19 protein-coding genes, 1 pseudogene and 1 riboswitch are annotated in these 24,260 nt (G+C 70.2%); of the genes and pseudogenes, 13 read left to right on the top strand and 7 right to left on the bottom strand.

Annotation, left to right across the window (positions count from 1 at the left end):
- Positions 1-125: 125 nt before the first annotated feature.
- The 3 genes from FJ091_10325 (at position 126) to cofH (ending at position 4,406) form a co-directional block, all read left to right on the top strand.
- Entirely contained in the window at positions 126-1,850 is a 1,725-nt protein-coding gene (locus FJ091_10325) for an NADPH-dependent assimilatory sulfite reductase hemoprotein subunit (protein MBM4383751.1), read from the top strand.
- Positions 1,851-1,944: 94 nt separating this feature from the next.
- On the top strand, positions 1,945-3,147 hold the full coding sequence (cofG, locus tag FJ091_10320; protein ID MBM4383750.1) for a 7,8-didemethyl-8-hydroxy-5-deazariboflavin synthase CofG: 1,203 nt from the start codon (positions 1,945-1,947) through the stop codon (positions 3,145-3,147).
- A complete protein-coding gene (gene cofH / locus FJ091_10315; protein MBM4383749.1) occupies positions 3,147-4,406 on the top strand; it encodes a 5-amino-6-(D-ribitylamino)uracil--L-tyrosine 4-hydroxyphenyl transferase CofH in 1,260 nt (419 codons plus the stop codon). The genes cofG and cofH overlap by 1 nt, the downstream gene beginning before the upstream one ends.
- Before the next feature lie 191 nt (positions 4,407-4,597).
- On the opposite strand, the gene dnaA is transcribed toward cofH, so the two are convergent.
- Both dnaA and FJ091_10305 read right to left on the bottom strand, forming a co-directional pair.
- Positions 4,598-5,980, bottom strand: coding sequence for a chromosomal replication initiator protein DnaA (gene dnaA / locus FJ091_10310; GenBank protein ID MBM4383748.1), 1,383 nt, complete (start codon positions 5,978-5,980; stop codon positions 4,598-4,600).
- Positions 5,981-6,363: 383 nt separating this feature from the next.
- The gene (locus tag FJ091_10305) at positions 6,364-7,011 is read right to left on the bottom strand and encodes an LON peptidase substrate-binding domain-containing protein (protein MBM4383747.1); all 648 of its coding nucleotides are present in this window, start codon (positions 7,009-7,011) and stop codon (positions 6,364-6,366) included.
- A 50-nt stretch (positions 7,012-7,061) separates the two neighbouring features.
- Between FJ091_10305 and FJ091_10300 the strand changes: the two genes are divergently transcribed.
- Complete coding sequence (locus tag FJ091_10300; protein MBM4383746.1) at positions 7,062-7,529, top strand: M48 family metallopeptidase; 468 nt, start codon at positions 7,062-7,064, stop codon at positions 7,527-7,529.
- Positions 7,530-7,550: 21 nt separating this feature from the next.
- Here the strand turns inward: FJ091_10300 and FJ091_10295 are convergent, their stop codons facing one another.
- A complete protein-coding gene (locus FJ091_10295; GenBank protein ID MBM4383745.1) occupies positions 7,551-7,751 on the bottom strand; it encodes a hypothetical protein in 201 nt (66 codons plus the stop codon).
- Between the two features lie 232 nt (positions 7,752-7,983).
- Between FJ091_10295 and FJ091_10290 the strand changes: the two genes are divergently transcribed.
- Positions 7,984-8,838, top strand: coding sequence for a lipo-like protein (locus FJ091_10290; GenBank protein ID MBM4383744.1), 855 nt, complete (start codon positions 7,984-7,986; stop codon positions 8,836-8,838).
- A gap of 3 nt (positions 8,839-8,841) precedes the next feature.
- Here FJ091_10290 and FJ091_10285 read toward each other — a convergent pair whose 3' ends face one another.
- Together FJ091_10285 and thiC are read right to left on the bottom strand one after the other, a co-directional pair.
- Positions 8,842-9,855 carry a hypothetical protein gene (locus FJ091_10285; GenBank protein MBM4383743.1) on the bottom strand — a complete coding sequence of 338 codons (1,014 nt, stop codon included), beginning with the start codon at positions 9,853-9,855 and terminating at the stop codon, positions 8,842-8,844.
- A 153-nt stretch (positions 9,856-10,008) separates the two neighbouring features.
- Positions 10,009-11,748, bottom strand: coding sequence for a phosphomethylpyrimidine synthase ThiC (gene thiC / locus FJ091_10280; GenBank protein ID MBM4383742.1), 1,740 nt, complete (start codon positions 11,746-11,748; stop codon positions 10,009-10,011).
- Between the two features lie 37 nt (positions 11,749-11,785).
- Positions 11,786-11,883: riboswitch (TPP riboswitch) on the bottom strand.
- A 75-nt stretch (positions 11,884-11,958) separates the two neighbouring features.
- Here thiC and FJ091_10275 point away from each other — a divergent pair.
- Complete coding sequence (locus tag FJ091_10275; protein MBM4383741.1) at positions 11,959-12,522, top strand: hypothetical protein; 564 nt, start codon at positions 11,959-11,961, stop codon at positions 12,520-12,522.
- Positions 12,519-13,076 (top strand): NUDIX hydrolase, encoded by a 558-nt coding sequence (locus FJ091_10270; protein ID MBM4383740.1) that lies wholly within the window; start codon positions 12,519-12,521, stop codon positions 13,074-13,076. Before FJ091_10275 ends, FJ091_10270 begins: the two co-directional genes overlap by 4 nt.
- 106 nt (positions 13,077-13,182) lie before the next feature.
- Here FJ091_10270 and FJ091_10265 read toward each other — a convergent pair whose 3' ends face one another.
- On the bottom strand, positions 13,183-13,818 hold the full coding sequence (locus FJ091_10265; GenBank protein ID MBM4383739.1) for a TetR/AcrR family transcriptional regulator: 636 nt from the start codon (positions 13,816-13,818) through the stop codon (positions 13,183-13,185).
- Between the two features lie 272 nt (positions 13,819-14,090).
- On the opposite strand from FJ091_10265, the gene FJ091_10260 reads away from it, so the two are divergent.
- Genes FJ091_10260 through FJ091_10250 form a run of 3 tightly spaced genes read left to right on the top strand, consistent with a single transcriptional unit; the run spans position 14,091 to position 20,868 of the window.
- A complete protein-coding gene (locus tag FJ091_10260; protein ID MBM4383738.1) occupies positions 14,091-14,519 on the top strand; it encodes a lipocalin-like domain-containing protein in 429 nt (142 codons plus the stop codon).
- A complete protein-coding gene (locus FJ091_10255; GenBank protein MBM4383737.1) occupies positions 14,516-20,026 on the top strand; it encodes an acyltransferase domain-containing protein in 5,511 nt (1,836 codons plus the stop codon). The genes FJ091_10260 and FJ091_10255 overlap by 4 nt, the downstream gene beginning before the upstream one ends.
- An 8-nt stretch (positions 20,027-20,034) precedes the next feature.
- A complete protein-coding gene (locus FJ091_10250) occupies positions 20,035-20,868 on the top strand; it encodes an alpha/beta hydrolase (GenBank protein MBM4383736.1) in 834 nt (277 codons plus the stop codon).
- A gap of 13 nt (positions 20,869-20,881) precedes the next feature.
- Here the strand turns inward: FJ091_10250 and FJ091_10245 are convergent.
- Positions 20,882-21,085, bottom strand: a pseudogene (locus FJ091_10245) (4-hydroxyphenylpyruvate dioxygenase).
- Between the two features lie 149 nt (positions 21,086-21,234).
- Here FJ091_10245 and FJ091_10240 point away from each other — a divergent pair.
- Genes FJ091_10240 through FJ091_10230 form a run of 3 tightly spaced genes read left to right on the top strand, consistent with a single transcriptional unit; the run spans position 21,235 to position 23,106 of the window.
- Entirely contained in the window at positions 21,235-21,372 is a 138-nt protein-coding gene (locus FJ091_10240) for a hypothetical protein (protein ID MBM4383735.1), read from the top strand.
- A 21-nt stretch (positions 21,373-21,393) separates the two neighbouring features.
- Positions 21,394-22,668, top strand: a complete 1,275-nt coding sequence (locus FJ091_10235; GenBank protein ID MBM4383734.1) for a 2-oxo acid dehydrogenase subunit E2 — start codon at positions 21,394-21,396, stop codon at positions 22,666-22,668.
- 3 nt (positions 22,669-22,671) lie between these two features.
- A complete protein-coding gene (locus FJ091_10230; GenBank protein ID MBM4383733.1) occupies positions 22,672-23,106 on the top strand; it encodes a helix-turn-helix transcriptional regulator in 435 nt (144 codons plus the stop codon).
- Positions 23,107-24,260: the final 1,154 nt, after the last annotated feature.

The following is a 24,260-nucleotide window of genomic DNA, read 5'->3' as shown; positions in this document are numbered from 1 at the left end:
CCGATCGAGGCGCCAGCACGCGGGACCGCGTCTCCTCGCCCGCGATTCACAGGCGCGCAGGTCGGGATTCGTGGCTCGCCCTAGGGGCATCCGATAGGGTGCGCCGCTTCCCCGGAGACCCCTCGATGTCCGCAGAGCCCAGGCCGGTCGCCTCGCTGAAGACCGCGTCGCTCGCGGAGATGTCCGACAACGAGCGCATCAAGGTCGAGAGCCGCGGGCTGTTCTTCGTCGCGGACGGGAAGGCGACGCACAGCTTCCTCGACGAGGTCCAGAAGCTCGATTCGGGCGAGGAGCAGTCGATCTCGGGAACGGCCAAGGAGCTGTCCAAGTTCTTCGGGATCTATAAGCAGCAGGGCCGCGGCGAGCGCGGGCGCAAGACGCACGACTACTTCTTCATGGTGCGGATCAAGAATCCGGCGGGCGGCAAGCTCTCTCCGAAGCAGTGGCTCGCGCTCGACGATGCAGCCGATCAGTTCGCGGACGGGACGCTGCGCCTCACCTCGCGCCAGGCGATCCAGTACCACCGCGTCTACGGACCGAAGCTCGCGCCGCTGATGCGGCACCTGAACCGCCACTACCGCGACGGCGCGACCGTCTCCGCCTGCGGCGACGTGAATCGCAACGTGATGGCGTCGCCGATCGACGCGCTGGATCCGAGCTGCGCGCCCGGCGGCCTCGCGCTCGCGCACGACATCGCCGCGGAGCTGACGCCGCGCAGCTCGTCGTACTTCCAGATCTTCGTGTCTGACGCCGAGGGTCGGAACCAAGCGCCCGTGAACACGGACGAGCCGATCTACGGCGCGCAGTACCTGCCGCGCAAGTTCAAGATCGGGATCGCGCACCCGCGCGACGGCTCGGTGGACGTGCGCACGCAGGACGTCGGGCTCGTGCCCGCGGACGAGCGCGGCGAGCGCTGGGACTTTTACACCGGCGGCGGGCTCGGGATGACGCACAACAACCCGAAGACCGCGCCGCTGCTGGGCGAGCACCTGGGGCGCATCGCGCGAAGCGACGTGGTCGCCGCTTGCCGCGCAATCGTGCTGATCCAGAAGGAGAACGGCGAGCGCGGCGACCGCAGGCAGGCGCGCTGGAAGTACACGCTGCGCCGGCTCGGCGTCGACGCGGTGAAGAAGGAGCTGCGCGAGCGCTTCGGCCTCGCGCTCGAGGACGCAGCGCCCGTGCGCATCGCCGACATGCAGCTTCACCTCGGCTGGCACGCGCAGCGCGGCGGACGCGGTTATTACGGCGTCTCCGTCGAGAACGGGCGCCTGAAGGGCGCGCAGCGCAAGGCCGTGCGCGAAGCGGTGGAGAAGCTCGGCTGCGCCGTCGTGCTGACGCCGCAGCAGGATCTGATCCTGTGCGATGCGCCGGACGCCGCGAGCGTCGAGCGCATCCTCGACGCGCACGGCGCGCGCAAGGCGGTGTCGCGCGTGCGCGCGAACGCGATGGCTTGCCCCGCGAAGCCGACCTGCGGGCTCGCGATGACTGACGCCGAGAACATCCTCCCGCACTACATCGACGAGGTCGAAGCCGCGGGCCTCGGCGACGTCGACATCGTGATCCGCATGACGGGCTGCCCCAACAACTGCGCCCGCCCGCCGTCCGCCGAGATCGGCATCTTCGGCTACGGCAAGAACGACCACGTGATCCTGGTCGGCGGCGCGCGCAACGGCGAGCGCCTCGCGCACACGCTGTACGCGCGCATCGCGGAGGAGCAGATGGTGCCCGCGCTGGTAGGTCTCGCGCGCGCCATCCGCGAGCACGGGAGTGGGCTCCCGGCGGGCGATTTCCTGCACCGCACCGACCCCGCGCAGCTGCGCGAGTGGGTGGGGATCGCGGACGGGAAGTAGTGCGGTCGCGGGTGACACCAAACGGCGGCGGGCCCTACCCGCATCCATCCGGCCGCGCGAGACACCCCGACATGCGGGTTATGCTGGGCTCCCCGTGACCTCCCCCGACTCCGCGCAAGCGCAAGCCATTTCCCGCGACGCCCTCGAAGCGGGGCGGCTCGCCCGCGCCGATGCGGTTTGGCTCGCGGAGCACATGCGCGACGCGAGCGTGCGCGGCGCCGTGTTCGAGGCGGCGGCGGAGGGCACGCGCCGCGTGCTCGGCGACGCGGTCACGTTCTCGCGCAACGTCTTCATCCCGCTCACGAACCTGTGCCGCGACCGCTGCGCCTACTGCACGTTCGCGAAGCAGGACGATTCGCCCGAGGCGAAGACCTACACGCTCGAAGAAGTCGCGGACGTGACGCGCGGCGGCGTGCGCACGGGCTGCATCGAGGCGCTGTTCTGCCTCGGCGACAAGCCCGAGATCGCCTACCGGTCGTATCGCGAGTGGCTTGCGGGCGTCGGCTACCGCAGCACCGCGGAGTATCTCGTGCAGGGCTGCCGCGTCTCGTTCGAGGGCGGAATGCTCCCGCACACGAACGCCGGGATCCTCACGCAGGAAGAGATGGCGGCGCTGCGCCACTGGAACGCGTCGATGGGCCTGATGCTCGAGTCCGTGAGCCCGCGCCTGCGCGGCAAGGGCATGGCGCATCAGTACGCGCCCGACAAAGACCCGGCGCTGCGGCTGCGCATGCACGCCGAGGCGGGCGAGCTGAAGATTCCGTTCACCACGGGCATGTTGTTAGGGATCGGAGAGAATCTCGAGGAGCGCGTCGACACACTCATCGCGATGCGCGAGCTCGACGATCGCTACGGGCACATCCAAGAAGCGATCATCCAGCCCTTCCACCCGAAGCCCGGCACGCGCATGCGCTGGGCGGCGGCGGTGACGGACGCCGAGGTCGCGGACTGGTCGGCGCTCGCGCGGCTCGTGCTGGGGCGCGAGATCAGCGTGCAGGCGCCGCCGAATCTCTCGCCCGAGTCGTTCGGCGAGCTGCTCGCCGCCGGCGTGAGCGACTGGGGCGGCGTTTCGCCGGTGACGGTCGACTTCATCAACCCCGAAGCGCCGTGGCCTGCGCTGCGCGATCTGCGCGCGCGCACCGAGGCGCACGGCAAGCGCCTCGTCGAGCGCCTGCCGGTGTATCCGCGCCACGCGCGCAAGCCCGAGTTCTTCGAGCCGAACGTGTACGAGGCCGTGCAGCGCGCGGCGACCGGCGATTTCTACGCGCGCCCGCGCATGAGCCTGGAGGCTGCCTGATGCTGGAGCGACTCCTCTCGGACGTGAAGCCCGACTTCGCGCGGCTGCTCGAGGGCGCGCTCGCGGGCCGCGAGCTCACGCACGAAGACGCGATCGCGCTGCTCGCGGCGCAGGGCGCGGACTACACCGCGCTGCTCCTCACCGCGGATGCCGCGCGCAAGGCCGACAAAGGCGACGACGTCTCGTTCGTGGTGTGCCGCAACATCAACTTCACCAACATTTGTTACGTCGGCTGCTCGTTCTGCGGATTCGCGCGCCACCGCGACGAGCACGACGCCTACGACCGCTCGATGGAGCAGATCCTCGCGAAGTGCGACGACGCGGTTTCACGCGGCGCGACCGAAGTGTGCATCCAAGGCGGCATCGACCCGCACAAGGACCAACACCACTACAAGCTGATCCTCACCTCGATCAAGGCGAAGTACCCGCAGCTGCACATCCACGCGTACTCGCCGGAAGAGATCAGCTTCATGCAGAAGCAGAGCGGCTGGTCCTTCGAGCAGCTGCTGACGTGGTTGAAGGAAGCGGGCCTCGGGACGATCCCCGGCACCGCGGCGGAGATCCTCGACGACTCGGTCCGCCGCCAGCTCTCACCTAACAAGCTGATGACCGACCGCTGGATCGAGATCGTGAAGACCGCGCATCGCGTCGGGCTGCGCTCGACGGCGACGATCATGTACGGGCACCTCGAGAAGCCGCACCACGTCGCGAAGCACCTTGGCACGATTCGCGACATTCAGAAGGAGACGGGCGGCTTCACCGAGTTCGTGCCGCTCGGCTTCATTCACGAGAAGAACACGCTCGGCCACGTCGACATCACGCGGCCCGGCCCGTCGGCGGCCGAAGACCTGAAGATGATCGCGGTGTCGCGCCTGTTCTTGCGCCCGCACATCCAGAACGTGCAGATGTCGTGGGTGAAGATGGGGCCGAAGCTCGCGCAGGTATCCCTGACAGCTGGCGCGAACGACTTCGGCGGCACGCTGATGGAGGAGTCGATCAGCCGCGAGTCCGGCGCGGACTTCGGCGAGAACCTCGCGCCCGAGGAGATGCGCCGCCTGATCCGCGAGATGGGCCGCACGCCCGTCGAGCGCAGCACGACCTACAAGGTGCTGCGGCGCTTCGACGACCCCGCGCAGGATCCGCCCTCGCTCGAGCCCGAGCACCTGCGCCCGATGGCGGGGCCGTCGCGCTTCCGCGGGGAGGCTGGAGTGGCGCGGGTGAAGGAGCGTATTGAGGCAGCGAGTCACGCCGGGAAGTAGGCGGTCAGGAGACAGCGCCTCCCCTTTTCCTTGTTGACTTCGCAAACCGCGTCGAGGACTCCGCGGTTTGCTGCGCGCTTTGCTTGCGGCCTCGGCCGACCTGCTCCGGTGGAGCGTTCGACTTCGAGGATCCTCCCGCTTTGAGGGGAGTGCGCGTCGGCGAGTCAGGCGGAGAAGAGACCCTGCTCGCGCTAGCTGCGGCGTCGTTGGAGGCGCGCGGAGAGCTCTTCGACCTGGTAGCGGAGGGGGGCGCGTTCGAGGAGGGCGCGTTCGATGGCGCGCAGGGCGTTGGCGACGGCGGGGTGGTCGCGGCCGAGCGCGCGGCCGATCTCGCTGAGGCTGGCGTCGGTGAGCTGGCGGCACAGGTACATCGCGAGCTGGCGCGGCCGCAGCGTTGCGCGGCGGCGTGAGCGGCTCGCGAGGTCGGCGCGGCGCAGGCCGGAGAACTGCGCGACGCAGTCGATCACTTCATCGATCGAGTGCGCGGCGCCGCTCGGGCCGGCGACTTTGCGCAGCGCGCTCTCCGCGAGCGCGCGATCGATCTTGCGCCCGAGCAGCGCCGAGCTCGCGACGAGCTGCATGAGCACGCCCTCGAGGTCGCGCACGCTGCCGTGCACCGTGTCGGCGAGCAGCTCGAGGCAATCGTCGGGAATGCGGAAGCCGCCGCGCGCGGCGCGGTCGCGCAGAATGTCGCGGCGCAGCTCGCGGTCGGGCGGATCCATCTCGGCGACGAGACCGCTCGCGAGCTGCGAGGCGAGCCGCGCGTCGAAGCGCGCGATGTCGCGCGGCAGGCGATCGGCGGTGAGCACGACGCGCGCGCCGACGAGGCGCAGGTGCTCGACGGTGTGGAAGAGCTCGAGCTGCGTCGCGTTCTTGCCCGCAAAGAACTGCACGTCTTCGATCACGAGCAGGTCGCACTCGCGTCGATAGCGGCGACGAAACGCCGGCGTCTCGTTCGCGCGAATCGCCGACATCAGCTCGCTCGTGAACGACTCGGCGGAGGCGTAGAGCGCGCGCTCGGAGCCGTTCGCGCGCGCCTCGTGCACGACCGCGCGCGCGAGGTGCGACTTCCCGATGCCAGGCGGGCCCGCGAGGAAGAGCGTGCCGGCGCCGAGTGTGCGGCCGCGCGCGAGCGCGAAGGACGCCTCGCGGGCGAGTGCGTTGCCGGGCCCGACCACGAACGTGTCGAACGTGTGCGGCAGCGCGAGCTGCGCGGCCGGAGCCAGCGGCGCCTCGACGCGGACCATCAGCGCGCGCGAAGGCGCCGCTTCGGAAAGAGCGTTCGGACGTAGACCGACCGCGCCGGCAGCGGGCTCCCGCACGGGCGCAGCCTCGCTCCCCACCTCGATTCGCAGCGGAATTGCGACGCCTTCTTGGGCGAGGTGCATCTCGATCGCGCTCGAGAACCGCGACCGCACCCGCTCGGCGTGAAAGCTCGTCGGCGCCGTGAGCACCAGGGTGTCCCCGTCAGCATGAATCCCGAGGGGCAGGATCCACGCTTTCAGGGCGAGCGGAGGCGTTTCGGCCGAGAGGCGCGCAAGCGCGCCATCCCATGCCGTGAGAGGCGAGGGCATCCGGGGTCCGGGGGTGCGAGAAGGGGTTTGGGGGTGAAATCGACGGATTCCGCCGGTTGGGCCCGCCGGAAACCGTCAAAAGGCGTCGAAGTAGACCACTTCTCCGCGAGCCCGGCAAAGCGCTCGACCCCCGAACCTGCGGAGGGGCCTACACCAAAGCGGTTCAACCGAAAAACCGTTTCAGCACTTAGGGAACCGCTGTTTGCTTCCCAAAAAACGACCGTCGGACACGGGGTTCGGCCGCTTTCGTGAGGGCACCGCCGCCGCCGCAGTTTGGTGTCACCCGCCGAATTAGCGCGCGCTTTGAAATCGGTGAATCGGCTCCGATTCAAGAATTTTCGTGTGAATTTGAGGATTTCTGAGGGGCCGATCGAAGCGGTAAGTCAGTGCAGCGTGGCGCCGTCGCCCCCAGGCGCGCGGCTCAGTGTCCGATAGAAGGCGAGCGTCTGCGCAAGCCGTTCAATCCGCTGCTCGGTCGTCGCGGCCTCGAGCAGCGCCTGCTTCTCGGGGCCAGGCAGCTGCAGCGCTTGGCAGATCTCGCCGGCAAAGCGCCCGAGCTCGAGCTGCTCGATGCGCGCGAGATCGAGCTCGCCTCCAGCGCCGGCATCGCCGAGCAGCTCGCGCAGCTCGCGTACGACTTCGTCGCGCTGCGCTCGCGCGCGCGCTTCGTCGCCGAGCTCTTCCCCTAACAGCTCGACCTTGCCGATGCGATAGAGCCGGTCCGCGGGCCGCGGCAGCTCGCTCACGATGCGGAAGCGCGAGGTCGCCTGCAGAGTGATTAGGTACCGGCCGTCCGCGAGGCGCTGATGCTGCGCGATGAAGCCCGCGCAGCCGATCGCGAACACCGGCGGATCCCCGGACATCTCGCCCAGCGCGTCGCTGCGCACCGTGACCATGCCGATGCGCCGCTCGCCCGCGATCGCGTCGGCCACCATGGCGCGATAGCGCGGCTCGAAGATGTGCAGCGGCGCCGCGCAGTGGGGGAAAAGCGCTGGGCCCGCGAGCGGGAAGATCGGCAGCGAAAAGGTCACCGGCGCAACTTACTTGACCGGAGCTCGCGCTGCCGAGATGCTGCGGCGCCGTGAAGCCGCCGTCGGAGATTCTCGCCCAGCTGAATCGCGATGGCGCCGCGCTCGCGGCGCGCTTCGGGCTCCAGTACCGCGCCATCGAGGCGGAGCTCCCGCGCGTGAAGCGCCGCTACGGCGTGTGTTTTGCCGACGGCACGATCCGCATTCGGCTGACGCACGCCACGAGCGGAGGGCCGCTCGCATACTCGAGCCTCGTGAACACGCTCTGCCACGAGCTCGCGCACCTACGCCACTTCAATCACGGCGCGCGCTTCAAGAGGCTCTACCGCGAGATCCTCGAGCACGCGCGGGCGGTGCGGATCTACCGGCCTGGCGCCGAGCAACGCGCGCGACCGCTGGCTCCGGCGCTGCCGCATCGCGTCATGCGCGGCGCGCCTCGCACGACCACGCGGCTCGCTGGCGCGGACGCTTCCGCGCGGCGCCCGCTTCAACTCGCGCTGTTCGAGGCTGACAGCCGCTGACGAGAGCCGAGCGAAGTCTCGCTAGCTGCCCTGTGCGTCGTAGTCCTCGAGCGTGTTCGGGCCCTCGATCACCTCGACCGAGATCGAGTCGCAGGCGATCGCTTTGTCCAGGATCTCCTTCACGAGTCCTTCGACCGTGAGCTCGTCGTACTCCGCCATCGCGTCCTCGAGGGCGGGCCCGCTGATGGTGAACGCGAGATTCGCCTTGATCCTGACATCCATTGCTAGCTCCGGCGCTCTTCTCTCGGCCTTCGTTCGTTTCCAGAGTCCGCGTGCGCGAGCGCCCGTAAATCCTCGAAACTAAAGGACAATCTCAGTTGAGTGGAGCATCATAACCGAGGCCCCCAGGGAAGGCTACGGAAAAACCGCGTCTTTTCGCGTGTTTGCGAGCCTCAGCCGCAAGCGACGGCTCACTCTCGAGTGACTTCCTGCCGAAGCGCGCGCCGAGGTCCTCATGACACTGCGTGCGTGGCTCACAGGGCGCCTGCTCGACTGGCTCACCGAGCCAGCGCCGGCGTACGAGCAGCGCGTTTGGAACGACCCGCACGCGCTGCGCCGCAACATCTGCAAAGGCGACGTGGTGCTGGTCGAGGGCGACAACCGCATCTCGGTCGTGATCAAGTACCTGACGCAGAGCAGCTGGTCGCACGCCGCGCTGTATGTGGGCGACGAGCTGCTGCGTCACGGCGGCGAGCTCGCCGAGCGCACGCGCCGCGAGTTCGGCCCGGACGCGGAGCACCTCCTGGTCGAGGCACTGCCGCGCGGCGTCGTCGTGGCGCCCCTCGCCAAGTACATCGACTACAACGTCCGCATCGTCCGCCCGCACCGCCTGCGGCCCGAGCACCTGAAGCGCATCCTCGAAGATGCGATCGGCACGCTCGGCTGGCGCTACGACCTGCGCAACGTGCTCGATCTGATGCGATACCTGCTCCCTGCGCAGATCGTCCCGCACCGCTTCCGCCGCGACGCACTTCACTTCGGCAGCGGGCAGCCCACCGAGGTGATCTGCTCGAGCCTGCTCGGTCGCCTGTTCGGCAGCGTCGGCTTCCCCGTGTTGCCGCAGGTCGAGTTTCCCGACGCTGCGCCCGACGGCCGGCGCGCGGGCCTACTCGGTCACGTGCTCGGCCACGAGAGCGAGCACTTCACGGGCCTGTTCCGCATGCGCCACCCGACGCTCCTCACGCCCCGCGACTTCGACCTCTCGCCGTACTTCGAGGTCGTGAAGTTCAACGTGATCGAGAGCGGCGCCTTCGACTACGAGCGGATTCACTGGGCAGACGTCGATGAGCCGGGGATCGAGCGCGAGTAGGCGCTAACCGGAATCGCGCACCCACGCGCGTCCTGCCGCAAGCACGCGCAGGCTCGCTTCATCACTCGCGACCGCGGCGACGCGCGCCGCGCCGATCGTGCGGCGAATCAGCTCGAAGCCGCCGTACTGCTGCGCGCGCGCGAGCAACGCTTCGTCTGCGCCGCGCTCGCGGCGATAGGCCTCGCGCGCGCGCGCCACGACCTCGCTCGCGTCGTCGCCGCGCGCGATGGCGGGCAGTGCGACGTGCGCGAGCAGCGTGCCGAGGTCGAAGGCCGCGTCGCCCGCGTGCGCGATCTCGGCGTCGAGTAGCTTCACGCCGCCCGCCTCGGGCAAGAGGATGTTGCCGGCCTGCACGTCGGCGTGAACGAGCGCGCCCGTCGGCGCGAGGTAACGCGCGTAGGCGCGCGCAGCAGCGGCAACGAGTGCGACGTCGCCGCGCGCTTCACGCGCCGCGTCCTCGACGCGAGCTGTTCGGCCGAAGTCGTTCGGCTGAAACGGCAGCGCGAAGATGTGGTCGCCGTGGAGGCGGCGCATCGCGTCGTTCTGGAAGCGCGCAGGAAGCGAAGCGTCGCGCTCGGTCGCCGCGTGCACGCGCGCGAGGAAGCGTGCGAGCGACTCCATGCGCGACGCCACCTCTGCGCCGCGCGACAACGCGGCGTCGAGGCGCTCGGCGCCGGTCAGATCTTCGAGCGCGAGCACACGGTTCGTCTCGTCGAGCGCGAGCACGCGCGGGCAGATCGCGTCGCGGTCGTGCGGCGCCGCAAGCTCGAACCAGCGCGCCTCGCACAGCAGGCGCTCGGTGGGCGCCGCGTACTGCGGGAAGCGCTCGAGTGCAGGGCGCGCCTGCTTCAGCACGAACGAGCGCGGGCGCGCGCCGCCAATCGAGACGCGCCGCACCCAGTTGATGTTGCCGTCCCCGGCGCCCGAAACCGCGACCGGCTCACCCGCCTGCGCGAGCCCAAGGCCTCGGATGTACGCAGGAATCTCATCTTCCGTGAGCAGCCGCTGCGCAGCCATCGCGCAATCTCCGAAAATTTCACTCAAGACGAGCGCAGATCGGCCGAAGTTACGACCACGTAACCGGACCGAGCTGGGGGGTGAGGTCCGGAAGCCGCGAGCCCCGAGGCGTTCACGCGCCTCGTGGCTTTGCTTCTCGGCTCACGCGAGTTGTTAGGCTGGATCGCCTTGCAGGCGCTGCGCCTCTTCGGGCGATGCGACGTCGCTGTGGCACGCCGCCTTCTCGCCGTGGTCGGCGCCGACCTTCGCGCGCGTCTTGCTCGCGAGGCGGTGGATCTCCGCGGCCGACAGCACGCCGCGTTTCTCCAGCACCGCCTTCTGCTCGCTGGTGAGGGCCGCGGAGATCTTCGGCGACGCCCACGCGTACTTCTCGTCTTTGCCGCTCACGAACTGGTTGATCTCCTTGCTGATGCGCACCGAGCACCAGTCGTGCCCGCACATCGCGCAGAAGTCGGTGTCGACGTCGAGATCCTCGTCGTGGTACGCGCGCGCGAGATCGGGATCGAACGACAGCTCGAAGTGGCGCTCCCAGTTCAGCGCGGCGCGCGCCTTCGTCAGCTCGTCGTCGCGATCGCGCGCGCCGGGAATGCCGAGCGCCACGTCGGCCGCGTGCGCCGCGATCTTGTAGGCGACGCAGCCCTGCTTCACGTCGTCCTTCTTTGGGAGCCCGAGATGCTCCTTCGGCGTCACGTAACAGAGCATCGCGGCGCCGTGATACGCGGCGGCCGTCGCGCCGATCGCGCTCGTAATGTGGTCGTAGCCGGGGAACATGTCCGTCACGAGTGGCCCGAGCACGTAGAACGGCGCGCCGTGACAGAGCCGGCGCTGCAGCTTCATGTTGTATTCGATCTGATCGAACGGCACGTGCCCCGGACCCTCGACCATCACCTGCACACCGTGCTGCCAGGCGCGCTCGGTGAGCTCGCCGAGCGTCTCGAGCTCGCCGAGCTGCGCGGCATCGGTCGCGTCCGCGAGGCCGCCGGGGCGCAGGCCGTCGCCGATCGAGAACGTCACGTCGTAGCGCCGCAGGATCTCGCAAATGTCGTCCCACAGCGTGTACATCGGGTTCTGCTTGCCGTGCGTGATCATCCACTTCGCGAGCAGCGAGCCGCCGCGCGACACGATGCCGATCAGCCGCCGCTGCACGAACGGCAGGTGCCCCTGCAGCACGCCCGCGTGCACGGTCATGTAGTCGACGCCCTGCTTCGCCTGATGCTCGAGGCCGTCGAGAATCATGCGCTCGTCGAGATCCTCGATCTTGCGCCCGATGATCATCGAGTAGATCGGCACGGTGCCGATCGGAACGGTCGAGGCCCTGATGATCGCGGCGCGCGTGGCGTCGAGGTTTCCGCCGGTCGAGAGATCCATCACGGTGTCGGCCGCCCACTTCTCGGCCCAGCGCAGCTTCTCCACCTCTTCGTCGGTCGAGCTCGAAATCGGCGACGCGCCCATGTTCGCGTTCACCTTGGTCGTGCTGGCGCGGCCGATCGCCATCGGGTCGAGCGCGTAGCCGAGGTGCACCTTGTTCGCGGGAATCACCATGCGCCCAGCGGCGACCTCGTCGCGCACCTGCTCGGGCGTGAGGTGCGGCTCGCGCTCGGCGACGCGGCGCATCTGCGCCGTAACAACTCCGAGGCGCGCGAACTCGAGCTGCGTCGAAGGCTCGAAGCCCGCCGGCGCAGTCGCAAAGCCGGTCGCCGCGTCGCGCTTCCAGCCGCGCGGCAAGAAGTGCCACGCGGTCTTCTCCGAAGGCTGAGGCATGCCCGGCGTGTCGGGCGAGCTGAAGCTGCGCGGGCCGCCGATGTCGGGCACGTTCGCGAAGCTGCCGGGTGTCGTGCCCTGCGCGCGCGACGAGGGGTTGTGCCCGAGCGGCGGAAGTTGATGAGTCGGCATTGCGCACTCCTTCGTGTTGGCGGAAGGAGACGCGCGGCCTCGGCCGCTGAGCCTTCCCTCCGCTCGTATCAACGAGATCAGGTTCCGAGGGTGTTTTCTCAGGATCGCTCTCGCGACCCACCCCTAGGCTCCGCGTCCGCGACCCTAGCCCCGCACCGCGCCATTCGCTGCGCTCGTTCGGGCGGGATGCGTGCCTTAAGGTCCGCCGCCATGCTCATCCGCCGCCTCGCGCTCGCCCTTCTCGTCGCCGCGCTCGCCGCCTCCTGTCACCGCAAGGTCGAGCCCTACGACCCGAACGAACAGGTCCAGCAGCCCGACCTCTCCAAGATCTTTCCCGAGGGCGCGACGCGCGCGATGGCGCCGAGCGACATGCCGCCCTCGCCCGAGCAGCTTGCAGCGGGGTCGCCGGCGGTCGCGGGCATGACGGCGCCCGAGAACGCGGGGCCGCCGATCCGCGGTGTCGTGCGGCTCGCGAGCGGCGTGGAGGCGCCCGCGGGCGCGACGCTGTTCGTGATCGCGCGTGCCGGCGAGGCCGGGCCGCCGACCGCGGTGCTGCGCGTTCCCGCGCCGCGCTTTCCCTTCGAGTTCTCGCTGGGCCCCGAGAACCGCATGATCGCCGAGATGCCGTGGCAGGGGCCGTTCAACGTGACGGCGCGCATCGACCTCGACGGCAACGCGATGACGCGCGACGCGGGTGGGCTCGAAGGCCGCGCGGCGCAGCCGGCATCTCCCGGCGACTCAGGCGTCGAGATCGCGCTCGAGCCCGCCTCGTGAGCGCACGCCGCGAGCCCCCCGCGTGGGAGGTCGTCGCGCGCGAGCTGCTCCACGATTGCCGCATCTTCCGCGTCCACCGCGCCACCGCGCGCTCGCCTCACACCGCCGCTGCGCACCCGTTCTACACGATCGACGCGGACAGCTGGGTGAACGTGGTCGCGACCACCGCGCTCGGCGAGGTCGTGATGGTCCGGCAGTGGAGGCACGGCGCGAGCCGCGTGACGCTCGAGATCCCCGGCGGCCTGATCGATCCCGGCGAGTCGCCAGAGCTCGCCGCGGCGCGCGAGCTGCTCGAAGAGACGGGCTTTGCCTCAGCGAGCGTGCGTCCCCTCGGCGTCGCCAACCCGAACCCCGCGATCTTCGGCAACCGCGTTCACACGTATCTCGCCGAGAATTGCGAACGCGTTGCCGAAGTGAGCAACGGCCCGCTCGAGGAGACCTGGGTGGAGCTGGTGCCCGAGCGCGAGATCGCGGCGCGACTCCGCGCCGGCGAGATCGACCACGCGCTCGTGATCGCCGCGCTGCACTGGTGGCGGCTCGATCGCGAGGGGTGAGGCGGCCCGCGGAATCGGGGACGCGTAGAATCGGGGACGTTCCGCAAGAAAGTAAAGCTGCGGGTTTCTTTACTTGCTTGCGGAACGTCCCCGGGGCCCGCGGGGCCTACTTCGCTGCTGCCGCCCCTCGGCTCGTCTCCGCGTCCGCGATGATCAGGTCCGCGAGTGCGCGGGCGGCGGCGGCGCGTTGTTCGAAGCCGCGGTCGCTCTTGTCGAAGATCGAGAGGAAGAAGTTCGCATCGACCGCGAGCCAAAGCGCGCCGCCCAGGGCGCGCGCGTCGCGCTCGGGGCCGGCGATCTCGGCGACCGTCTCGATCAGCACGCCCTGGTAGCGCTGATTGAGGTCGAGCAGTGCCGTGATCACGCCCTCGCGGTGCTCGGGCGACTCGAAGGCCCAGCGCAGGAACGCCGCGAGCTCGGCGCCGTGCTGGCGTGCGAACAGCTCCGCGGCGCCGAGCTGCTCGTGCAGGCGCTTTGGGGCCGGGAGATCGTGGAAATCGTTCGCCATCGAGTCTCGGAACGGCGCGAACAGCCGCACGAATGCCTCGCGGAACAGCCCGCCCTTGTCGCTGAAGTGCCAGAACACCGTCGCGCGCGAGACGCCCGCTCGCTCCGCGACGTCGGCGACCGTGGTGCCCTCGTAGCCGCGCTCCATGAAGAGCTGGGTCGCCGCCACGAGGATCGCTTCCTGCGTCGCCGCCTTGCCGGCGCGCCGCTGAGAGAACTCGCCCGCACCCGCCATGCGTCCCCCCTCCCGAGGTCGGCGCACTTTACCCAGGTGACACATTTCGGCCCGGCCGGAATGTCTCGCGTGGGGGCCAATCGACTCGCCCCGCATTAGACGCGCGCGGGCTTCGAGTCAGCGGTTTCGGGCGCGCCGCACAGACAGCGCGCGTGAATCCGCCCATCATCCGCGTCCTTGGTTTGGCGCGAACGCTGTTTCGCCGCGCGCAGTGAGCCCACCCCCGAGACTCCTCGCGACCACCTCTCTCTAAAGCCATCGAGGAAGTTCGGATGAGCGACGACGCTGGCCGCCACGCGCTTTGCGGCTCCTGGAAGCTGCTCTCGTTCGAGCTGCGCATGCCGAACGGCGACGTCTCGTACCCGTTCGGGAAGGGGCCGCGCGGCTACCTCTTCTACAACGCGCAGGGCTTCATGTCGGCGGCGTTCATGGGCGCGGATCGCTTGAAGCCGCAGTCGAGCGACCTCGCCGACACCGCGAAGAACGTGAACTTCGATCAGTTCAACGCCTACTGCGGGCGCTTCGAGACGAAGGGCAACCGCGTCGTTCACCACGTCGAAGTCGCGTCGCTGCCGCAGTGGGTCGGGGTCGACCAAGAACGCATCTTCAAGATCGACGGCGACCGCCTGATCCTCGAGACGCCGCCGCTCACGATCAACGCGCAGGCACCCACGGGCTACCTGATCTGGGAGCGCGTTTGATCCCGCGCGCTCCGGAGCCGATCGCGATCATCGGCATCGGGCTCCGCTTCCCCGGCGGCGCGCGCGGCCCCGAGCAGTTCTGGCGCATGCTGCGCGAGGGGCGCAGTGGCATCAGCGAGCCGCCGCAGCACCGCGTCGAGCTCGGCTTCAACATCGACGACATCTACGACCCGCGGCCGGGCACGCCGGGCAAGATCTCGTCGAAGCTCGCAGGCTTCCTCGATCACCCCGAGCTGTTCGATCCGTTCGTGTTCGGCCTCTCGCCACGCGACGCCGTCGCGATGGAGCCGCACCAGCGCTACGCGATGGAGGTCGTCTTCGACGCGCTCGACGACGCCGGCATTCCGCACGACGCGCTGATGGGCGAGCGCGTGGCCGTGATCTTCGGGCGCATGAACGAGGACTACTCGCGCGAGCACATCGCCGTGCTCGGCGAGGATCGCTTCCGCCGCAACATGGACGTGTGGGGCGCTGCGGGCATCACGGGCTCGGTGTTGTCAGGGCGCATCTCGTTCTGGCTCGGCACGCGCGGCCCGAGCTTCTTCATCGACACCGCCTGCTCTACCTCGCTGCTCTCGGTTCACCTCGCGTGTCAGAGCCTGTGGAGCGGCGAGACGCACACCGCAATTGCTGGCGGCGTGAACGTGTTCATCACGCCCGAAGGCATGATCGCGCTGTCGCGCGTGGGCATGATGGCGCCCGACGGCAAGATCAAGGCGTTCGACGACCGCGCGAACGGCTTCGTGCGCGCGGAAGGGGCCGGCGCCGTCGTGCTGCGGCCACTCGCCGCCGCGCTCGCGAACGGCGACCCGATTCACGCAGTCATTAGGGGAACCGGCTTCAGCGCCGACGGCCGCGACGGCGGGCACATGATGGCGCCCGGTCGCTTCGGCCAAGGTCAAGCGATTCGCGACGCCTACGAGCGCGCGGGCATCGCGCCGAGCGACGTCCACTTCGTCGAGACGCACGGCACCGGCACCGTCGTGGGCGATCCCGTGGAGATCGCCGCGCTCGCGGACGTGATGGGCCCCGGCCGCGCGAAGGAGCGCCCGCTCCTGATCTCGTCCGTCAAGGGCAACATCGGCCACGCCGAACCGGCGTCGGGCGTCGCGGGACTCATCAAGGCCACGCTCGCCGTGAAGCACCGCGAGCTGCCGCCGCAGGCGAACTTCGAGACGCCGAGCACGAAGATTCCGTGGGAGAAGGTGCCGATCCGCGTGCAGAAGGACCTCGCGCCCTGGCCGTATCCCGAGCGCGCACTCGCGGGCGTGAACTCGTTCGGCATCAGCGGCACGAACGCGCACGTCGTGCTCGAAGAAGCGCCTGCGCTGCCTGCGCTCGCAGACGAGGCGGCGCGCCCGCGGCTCGTGACGCTCAGCGCGCACACCGATCGCGCGCTCGTCGAGCTCGCCGATGTCGTTCGCGAAGAAGCGGCGCGCGGGGGTGGCCCCGCGCTGCGCGACGTCGCCTACACGCACGCACGCCGCCGCACGCTGCGCGCGAACCGCGCGGCGGTCGTCGCGCGCGATCGCTCGGAGCTTGCGAGCGAGCTGGCGAGCTTCCTCTCGGGCGCGCCGTCCCCAACGACTTCGAGCGGCGTCGCCACAAAACCGACGGGCGTCGTGTTCGCGTTCTCAGGTCACGGCACGCACTGGGCAGGCATGGGCAAGACGCTCCTCGAGCGCGAGCCCGCGTTCGCCGCGGCGATCGACGCGTGGGACGCGGAGCAGCGGAGGCACGTGCGCTGGTCCCTCCGCGATCTGCTCGAGCGGGCAGTCGGCGGCGAAGACCTCGATCGCATCGACGTGCTTCAGCCCGCCCTGACCGGCATCGCGATCGCGCTCGCGCGGCAGTGGGAGCACTGGGGCGTGAAGCCGGCCGCGGTGCTCGGGCATTCGAGCGGCGAGATCGCCGCGGCGCACATCGCGGGCGCGATCTCGCTCGCGGACGCGGCGCTGATCGCGTGCGCGCGCGGCGCGGTGGTGCGCGAGCTCGCGCCGCCCGGCGCGATGGCGCTCGTCGCGCTGCCTGCGAGCGCAGTCGACGAAGAGCTCGCGCGCGTCGGGAACCGCGCTGCGGTGGCTGGCGCGAACAGCCCGAACATGACCGTGCTCTCCGGCGACATCGACGCGATCGAGGCCGTCGTCGCCGCGTTCGAGGCGCGCGGCGTCTTCGCGCGCAAGCTGCGCGTCGAGTTCGCCTCGCACGGCTCGCACATGGATGCGCTCGCGCCCGAGCTCGCGCGGCGCGTTGCGAGCGTCGCGCCGAGCGCGAGCGCGGTGCCGATCTTCAGCACGGTCACGCCGGGTGTCGTCGCGGGTGAGTCGCTCACGGCGAGTTATTGGGGCGAGAACCTGCGCGAGCCCGTGCGCTTCGCGGATGCGGCGGCCGCCGCAGTCGCCGCGGGCCACACGACGTTCCTCGAGATCGGCCCGCACCCTGTGCTGAAGCTCTCGCTCGAAGAGATCGGCCGCACCGCGAAGCAGCGCGTGAACGTCGCGGTGTCGCTGCGCCGCGAGGCCGACGATCAGGCCGAGATGCTCGCGTCGCTCGGCGCGCTCTTCTGCGCCGGCGCGAGCATCGACTTCGCCGCGGTGCACCCGCAGGGCCGAGTCGTTGCGACGCCGCTGTATCCGTTCCAGCGCGAAGAGCACTGGTACGGCGGCAAGCGCGGCGTCGACGGCCGCAAGAGCGCCCATCCGTTCGCGGGCATGATCGGATCGAACGCCACCGAGCTCGAGAGCGCAGAGAGCGGCGAGCGCTTCTGGCAGATCGACCTGTTCCGCGAGGCGCTCGGCGCGGAGGCAAAGCGCGACGGCGCGATCGTCGTTCCGCCGAGCGAGCTGCTCGCGACCGCGCTCGGCGTCGCGAAGCGCTCGTTCCCCGATGCGGCCGTTCGGGTCGAGGACTTCGCGCTCGCGGCGCCCCTCACACTTCCGAAGAGCGGCGCGCGGACGCTGCAACTCACCGCGAGGGAAACCGCGGATGGCGCTGCGCTGCGCTTCGCCACGCGCGCCGCGTTCTCGAACGCAGCGTTCGAGCCGCTCGCGAGCGCGCGCATCGTGCGCGCACAGAGCGCTGCGAGCGCGCTCGACCTCGCGGCGCTGCAAGCGCGCTGCACGAACGCCGAAGCACGCGATGCGTTCTACGCCGCGCTCGACGCGGCGGGCGAGTCCGTACCGAAGGAGCGCCGCGCGCTGCGTGAGGCGAGCTTCGGCGCGGGTGAAGCGCTCGCGCGCGTTGCGCACGCGGCGCCGCTCGCGAGCAACGAGGTGATTCCGGGCGCCGTTCTCGACGCGAGTCTCCAGCTGCTCGCGCGCCTCGCCGAGCGCGCGCGCGGCGACGTCGCGACACGCTTCGAGCTTGCGGGGATCGAGCGCATCACACTCGGTGCGGCGTTCATCTCGGGCGACATCTTCGCAAGCGCGCGGCTCGACGGCGCGCGCGCGGAGGTCGCGCTGCTCAGCGCCAGTGGCGAGATCGTCGCGCGGCTCGAAGGAATCGCACTGGCGCGGCGTGCGCGCCCCGCGAAGCCCGAGGCAGGCCCGTTCCTCTACGAGATCGCGTGGCGAAAGCTCGAAGGATCGGGCGAGAACGAACCGCAGCGTGCGACGCGCAACGGCGTTCCGAGCGCGCCGCGCCTCGTGCCGCTCACGCTCGCCAGCGGCGAGCGCCGCGAGCCCGCGCGCGGCCGCGAGTTCACCGCGCTGCCCGCAGCGCCCGAGCGCCTCTCTGCGGCGGTGTTGCGAGAGTCCGAGCCGATCGCGCCCGGCCCCGGCCAAGTCGCGATCGAGGTGAACGCCGCCGGCCTCTCGTTCCTCGACGTTCTACGCACGTTCGGCCTCGAACAGGACGACGCGCTGCGCGGGCTTGGCTGCGAAGTCGCGGGGATCGTCTCCGAAGTCGGCGCCGGCGTGAGCGAGCTCGCGCCAGGCGACGCGGTCCTCGGCTTCGCGCGCGCGTCCGTCGCCTCGCGAGTTGTTACGGACGCCGCGCTCGTCGTGCGCAAGCCCGCAGCGCTCAGCTTCGAGAACGCCGCCGCGCTCCCGCTCGCACGCGCGGTCGCGCACTACGCACTGCACGGCCTCGCGCGCGTGAGCAAAGGCGAGCGCGTGCTCGTACACTCCGCGGGCGGCGCGATCGGGCACGCGGCGGTCGCGCTCGCGCGCGCGCTCGGCGCCGAGGTCACCGCGAGCGCCGGGAGCGCGCGCAAGCGCGAGAGCCTCGCGCGCGCCGGCGCAGCGCACGTGCTGGGCGCGCGCGCGGGTGAGACATTCCGGCCGGGCCGAAATGTCGCAGCGCGCGCCGAATCCAGCCCCGCCGAAGTGGCCGGCGCGTTCGACATCGCGCTCGACCTCGCGGGCGACGGCGCGCCGCTCGCCGCGCTCGCACCCGGCGGCCGCTACATCGCGCTCGCTCGCAACGGGGACTCGCACGCGACGCTCTCGCGCGCACCGCGCAACGTCTCGCTGCACACGCTCGATCCCGCGGGCCTACTCGCCGCGAAGCCCGACGAGCTCGCGGCATCGCTGTGCGCCTCGATCGCTGCGTCGCCCGCGGCGCTCGAATTCCCGCTCAGCGTCTTCCCCGTCGCACAGCTCGGGCGCGCCGTGCGCTTCATGGCGCAAGCGCGCCACACCGGGAAGGTCGTGATCTCGCTCGCGCAGCGTGCGTCCGCGCAGCTCGTGCCGCTCTCGATGTCCGAGCGCATCGCGAACGGCGCCGTGATGGTGATCGGCGACGAGGCGCGCTTTCCGGCGCTCGCCGCTTGGATTGCGGCGCAATCGCCGCGAGAGTTGTTGCGGCTCGGTGCGAGCGACGACCTCGAGGCGGCGCGCGCCAAGCTCGGCGCGCCGTTGCGCTTCGTCGCGCTCGTCCTCGACGAAACGGACGCGGGCGACGCCGCGCCGCGCGCTCGCGAGGTCGCCTCGTTCGCCGCGGAGCAGGGCGCAGCGCTCTGGCTCGTGAGCGACGCAAACGCCTCGCTCACGCTCGGCGAGATTCCGCTCGCGGACTTCGCCGCCGCGCGCCGCGATCGCGGTGATGTGGTGACCGCCCTCGCGCTCGATGCGAGCGTCGCGCCCAGCGCGGGGGCCTTCGCGCTGCTCTCGCGCATCGCAGGCAGTGACGTCGCAGCGTGTGCAGTGCACGCCACTGCGCCGAACGCGTGGAACGCAGCGAGCGCCCCAATCCTGCGCGAGCTCGGCGCCGCGAACGCGAGCGCCGCTTCGAAGCTCGCTGCCGCTTCGCCCGACGGGCGCACGAAGCTGCGCGAGATCGTCGCCGCCGCGCTCGCGATCGTGCTGCGCCTCAGCGCCGAAGCGCGCGCGCGCATCGACTGGCACCGCCCGCTCAGCGAGCTCGGCCTCGACTCGCTGATGGGCGTCGAGCTGCACACGCGCATCGAAGAAGCCGCGGGCCTCGAGATCCCGCCCGCGGTGCTGTTCGCCGAGCCCAACCTCGAAGCCGTGGTCGAGCGCCTCGCCGCCTCGATCGGCGGCGCGTAGGAGTTCGCATGGAAGCGCGCCTCGTCACTCGCGACGGAATCGAGCTGGCCGCGACGGATTCGCGCGGTGGCGCCTCACCTGTCGTGTTCGTGCACGGCTTCTCGAACGACCGCTTCGTGTGGGACGACCTCGCTGCCGCACTCCCTGACAACCGAGCGATCCGTCACGACCTGCGCGGGCACGGCGACTCCGGCTGGTCCCTCGACTGCCGCTACCACCTGTTCGATCACGCTGCCGATCTGCTCGAGATCTTCAACGCGCTCGGCATCGAGCGCGCAGCGCTCGTCGGCCACTCGCTCGGCGGCAACATCTCCGCGCTCTTCGCGTCGCGGAACCCCGAACGCGTCTCGCGCCTCGTGATGATCGACAGCGGCCCCGCGCTCGGGGTCGATGCTTGGCGCCGCGCATCCAGCGACGTGAGCGAGCAGGCGCGCGCTTACGAGAGCGTCGCCGAGTACCGCAAGCTGCTCGGCCTCGCGTATCCGCTCTCCGCGAGCGCCGCGCTGGATCGCCTCGCGCGCACGAGCCTCGTGCAGCGCCGCGACGGTCGCTTCGAGCCGAAGCTCGACCCCGCGCTGCTCGAGCTGCTCGGCACCGAGGACGAGCTGCGCGAGACCGAGGCCACGCTCTGGGACGCGCTCGCGAAGCTGCGCTGCCCCGTGCTGCTCGCGCGCGGCGAACGCAGCGCGATGCTCCCAGAAGAAGTGGCGCGCAAGATGACCGAGCGCGTAATCGCGAACGCGCGCCTCGCACAGATCCCGAACGCGGGGCATGCGGTGATGTTCGACAACGGCCCGGAGCTGGCGCGCGTGGTGGGCGAGTTCCTCGCGACCGGCTCGTGATCGGGCAGCGGGCTCACGCCCCCGGCTTCAGCACCCCACGCCGCATCTGATCCGCCTCCATCGCGACGAACAGCGCCTTGAAGTTGCCTTCGCCGAAGCCTTGATCGCCGCGGCGCTCGATCACCTCGAAGAAGATCGTGCCGATCACGTTCTCGGTGAAGATCTGCAATAGCAACCTGCGCGAGCCCTGCGTCGTGCCGTCGACCAGGATGCCGCGCTAACGCTCATCGCGCCGCGACTCCGAGTTTTTGCCGTTCCCGTACACGCTCGAAGAGCACTACCTGCCGAACGCGGATCGAATCCTCTCCGCGCTCGTGCGGGCGATCGATTATTGAGGCATTAGTGACTACAGGCTCGGAGAAGCGCATGTTCCGATTCTTGCTGCCGGACATCGGAGAAGGCGTCGTCGAGGCCGAGGTGATCGAGTGGCGCGTGCGCGAAGGCGAGCGCGTCGAGGCCGATCAGGTGCTCGTCGAGCTGATGACCGACAAGGCGAACATCTAGATCCCGTCGCCCGTCGCGGGCGTGGTGCATCGCCTCGCCTTCGCGAAGGGCGACATCGTGCCCGTCGGGGCCGTGCTGATCGAGATCGACGACGGCGCGGGCGCGATTGAGAGCGCCCCGCCGCCGCAAGCGCCCGCGACGCCGCGCGCGCCTGCCGCCGCGAAGCCTGCGCCGCCTCCGCCTGCGCCGCCTGCGCGGGAAGCGAGCCCGCCGCCAGCTGCTGCCGCGCCGCCGCGCCCTCGCGCAGTAACAACTCCGTCCCGGGAGCCCGAACCCGGCGCGGCGCATCCGCCCGCGATGCCGCCGCGGCCGGGCCTCGCACACCACCGCGTTGCGCACGCTGCGGGTGGCGATGCCGTGCGCGCCGTGCCCGCGGTGCGCGAGCTCGCAAAACGCCTCGGCGTCGACCTCGCGCACGTAGCCGGCTCCGGACCGGGCGGCCGCGTGATGCGCCGCGACGTCGAGCTCGCAGCATCCACCCCTGCACCCGCGCCCGCTCCGGAGCAACCCGCGTCCGCTGGACTCGCGAGCGCCACGGTCGTCAAGAGCGAGGAGCCGCCGCAGTACGGGACTGCGGCGCGCGCGCCGGATCCGCCGGACTGGCGGCGCGTCCCGCTGCGCGGTCTGCGGCGCGCCATCTCGCGCCACATGCGCGAAGCGAAGCAGCACGCCGCGCACTTCACGTACGTCGAGGAGATCGACCTCACGGCGCTGCTCGAGAAGAGCGACGCGCTCGGCGGGCAGAAGCTCTCGCCGCTCGCGTTCATCGCGCGCGCCGTGGCTCGCGGGATCCCGGCGCACCCGAGCCTCAACGCGAGCCTCGACGAAGCGCGCGATGAGCTCGTGTTCAAGGAGAAGCTGCACCTCGGCATCGCGGTCGCCGCGACCGACGGGCTCGTCGTGCCCGTGATTCGCGACGCCGCGGCGCTCACCACGCGCGATCTCGCGCTCGCCACCGACGCGCTCGCGCGCCGCGCGCGCGAGGGCAAGCTCACGCCCGACGAGCTGCGCGGCGGCACCTTCACGATCTCGTCGCTCGGCAAGCTCGGCGGCATCGTGTCGACGCCGATCGTGAACTACCCCGAGGTCGCGATCCTCGGCGTGAACGCGATCCGCAAGCTGCCGCGCTTCGTGGGCGACCGAGTCGTGGCGCGCCGGCTGATGAACCTCTCGATCAGCGTCGACCATCGCGTCGCGGACGGAGCGCACGCGGCGCAGTTCATCGCGGACGTGAAGACGATCCTCGAGGCGGCGGATTTCCCGGACGTATTCGGACCTAACAAGCAGGGGGCGTGAGCCATGAGCGACGACTTCCTCAAGCTCGACGTCGGCGGCAAGCTGCGCCGCCTGCGCGAAGACAACGGCCTCTCGATGGCGGACCTCGCGCGCCGCGCCGCGCTCCCCGAAGCCGCCGTGCGCGACTTCGAGGACGGGAAGGCGGTGCCCGCGGTCGGCGATCTGCTGAAGATGGGCAACGTGCTCGGCGTCTCGATCGGCCACTGCGCCCGAGGCGTTCCACACGTACAGCATGCGCCAGGCGATCGAGGAGGAGTTCATCCTCGACGTGCTCGCGAACTACACGACGTACAAGGCCTACTCCCGCCTCGTGAAGACCGCGGCCGAGGATCCGTCGCTGCCGAAGAGCCAGGCGGCGAAGGCGCTCGCGAAGTTCATGACGCTTCACCCCGTGAACGTGGAGCAGAAGACGGAGGTGATGATCGAGCACTTCCGTAACAAGGTGCGCGCGAAGCTCGGCGGCCGTGCGAAGGCGATGGTCGTGACGTCTTCGCGCCTGCACGCGGTTCGCTACATGCGCGCGTTCCAGGCGTACATCGCGGAGCACGGCTACTCGGACGTGCGGCCGCTGGTCGCGTTCAGCGGGAGCGTGCGCGATCCCGAGAACGGCCAGGAGTACACCGAGCCGGGGATGAATCGCGACGTGGTGAGCTGTAAGCCGATCAGCGAGTCGCAGCTTCCCGAACGCTTCGACTCGCCCGACTACAACATCCTGCTCGTCGCGAACAAGTATCAGACCGGCTTCGATCAGCCGCTCTTGCAAGCGATGTACGTCGACAAGCGGCTCGATGGCGTGCAGGCCGTGCAGACTCTCTCGCGCCTGAACCGCGCCGCGAGCGGCAAAGAAGCGCCGTTCGTGCTCGATTTCGTGAACGACGCGGAGAACATCTACCGCGCGTTCAAGCCCTACTACGACACGACCAGCCTCGCGGAGGCGTCAGATCCGGCGCAGCTCGAAGCGCTGAAGCACGAACTCGATCTCGCGCAGGTCTACCACGCGAGCGAAGTCGAGGCGTTCGCGCGCATCTTCTACAAGCCGCCGGCGAAGGCCGCAGCGACCGACCACGCGCAGATGCAGAAGCACATCCAGCCCGCGGTCGACAGCTTCCAGGGGCTCGAGGAGGAACCGCGCCGCGAGTTCCGCGAGAAGCTAACGGCGTTCGTGAAGCTGTACGCGTTCGTCAGCCAGGTCTTGCCGTGGAACGATCCAGAGCTCGAGAAGCTCTACTCGTTCGGGAAGCTCTTGCTCCCGTACCTGCGCGATGAGCGCGAGCGCCTCACAGTTCGGTTCGGCGACGACGTCGAGCTTCAGTACTACCGCCTCGAGCGCCTGTTCTCTGGGCCGATCCACGTCGCCGAGGGCGAGCCGTGGGGCGTGAAGAGCCCGAGCGAGGTGGGCACCGCCAAGGCGAAGGAAGATCGAGCGCCGCTCTCGGAGATCATCGAGCTGCTGAACGAACGATTCGGCACGCAGTTCACGGAGGAGGACCGCCTGTTCTTCCAACAAATCCAAGAGAAGGCATCGAATGATCCGCGCGTGATCGACACGGCGCGCGCAAACCCGCTCGACAAGTTCGAGCTCGGCGTGCGCA

This window comes from Deltaproteobacteria bacterium, assembly GCA_016875395.1.
Classification (GTDB): Bacteria; Myxococcota_A; UBA9160; order UBA9160; family UBA6930; genus VGRF01.
This window is presented reverse-complemented; position numbering and strand designations above follow the sequence as displayed.

Excerpts from the sequence above, each read along its gene's own strand:
- FJ091_10325 (MBM4383751.1), top strand. The coding sequence starts at position 126 with ATGTCCGCAGAGCCCAGGCCGGTCGCCTCGCTGAAGACCGCGTCGCTC.
- cofH (MBM4383749.1), top strand. The coding sequence starts at position 3,147 with ATGCTGGAGCGACTCCTCTCGGACGTGAAGCCCGACTTCGCGCGGCTG.
- dnaA (MBM4383748.1), bottom strand. The coding sequence starts at position 5,980 with ATGCCCTCGCCTCTCACGGCATGGGATGGCGCGCTTGCGCGCCTCTCG.
- FJ091_10295 (MBM4383745.1), bottom strand. The coding sequence starts at position 7,751 with ATGGATGTCAGGATCAAGGCGAATCTCGCGTTCACCATCAGCGGGCCC.
- FJ091_10290 (MBM4383744.1), top strand. The coding sequence starts at position 7,984 with ATGACACTGCGTGCGTGGCTCACAGGGCGCCTGCTCGACTGGCTCACC.
- FJ091_10285 (MBM4383743.1), bottom strand. The coding sequence starts at position 9,855 with ATGGCTGCGCAGCGGCTGCTCACGGAAGATGAGATTCCTGCGTACATC.
- thiC (MBM4383742.1), bottom strand. The coding sequence starts at position 11,748 with ATGCCGACTCATCAACTTCCGCCGCTCGGGCACAACCCCTCGTCGCGC.
- FJ091_10275 (MBM4383741.1), top strand. The coding sequence starts at position 11,959 with ATGCTCATCCGCCGCCTCGCGCTCGCCCTTCTCGTCGCCGCGCTCGCC.
- FJ091_10265 (MBM4383739.1), bottom strand. The coding sequence starts at position 13,818 with ATGGCGGGTGCGGGCGAGTTCTCTCAGCGGCGCGCCGGCAAGGCGGCG.
- FJ091_10260 (MBM4383738.1), top strand. The coding sequence starts at position 14,091 with ATGAGCGACGACGCTGGCCGCCACGCGCTTTGCGGCTCCTGGAAGCTG.
- FJ091_10250 (MBM4383736.1), top strand. The coding sequence starts at position 20,035 with ATGGAAGCGCGCCTCGTCACTCGCGACGGAATCGAGCTGGCCGCGACG.
- FJ091_10240 (MBM4383735.1), top strand. The coding sequence starts at position 21,235 with ATGTTCCGATTCTTGCTGCCGGACATCGGAGAAGGCGTCGTCGAGGCC.
- FJ091_10230 (MBM4383733.1), top strand. The coding sequence starts at position 22,672 with ATGAGCGACGACTTCCTCAAGCTCGACGTCGGCGGCAAGCTGCGCCGC.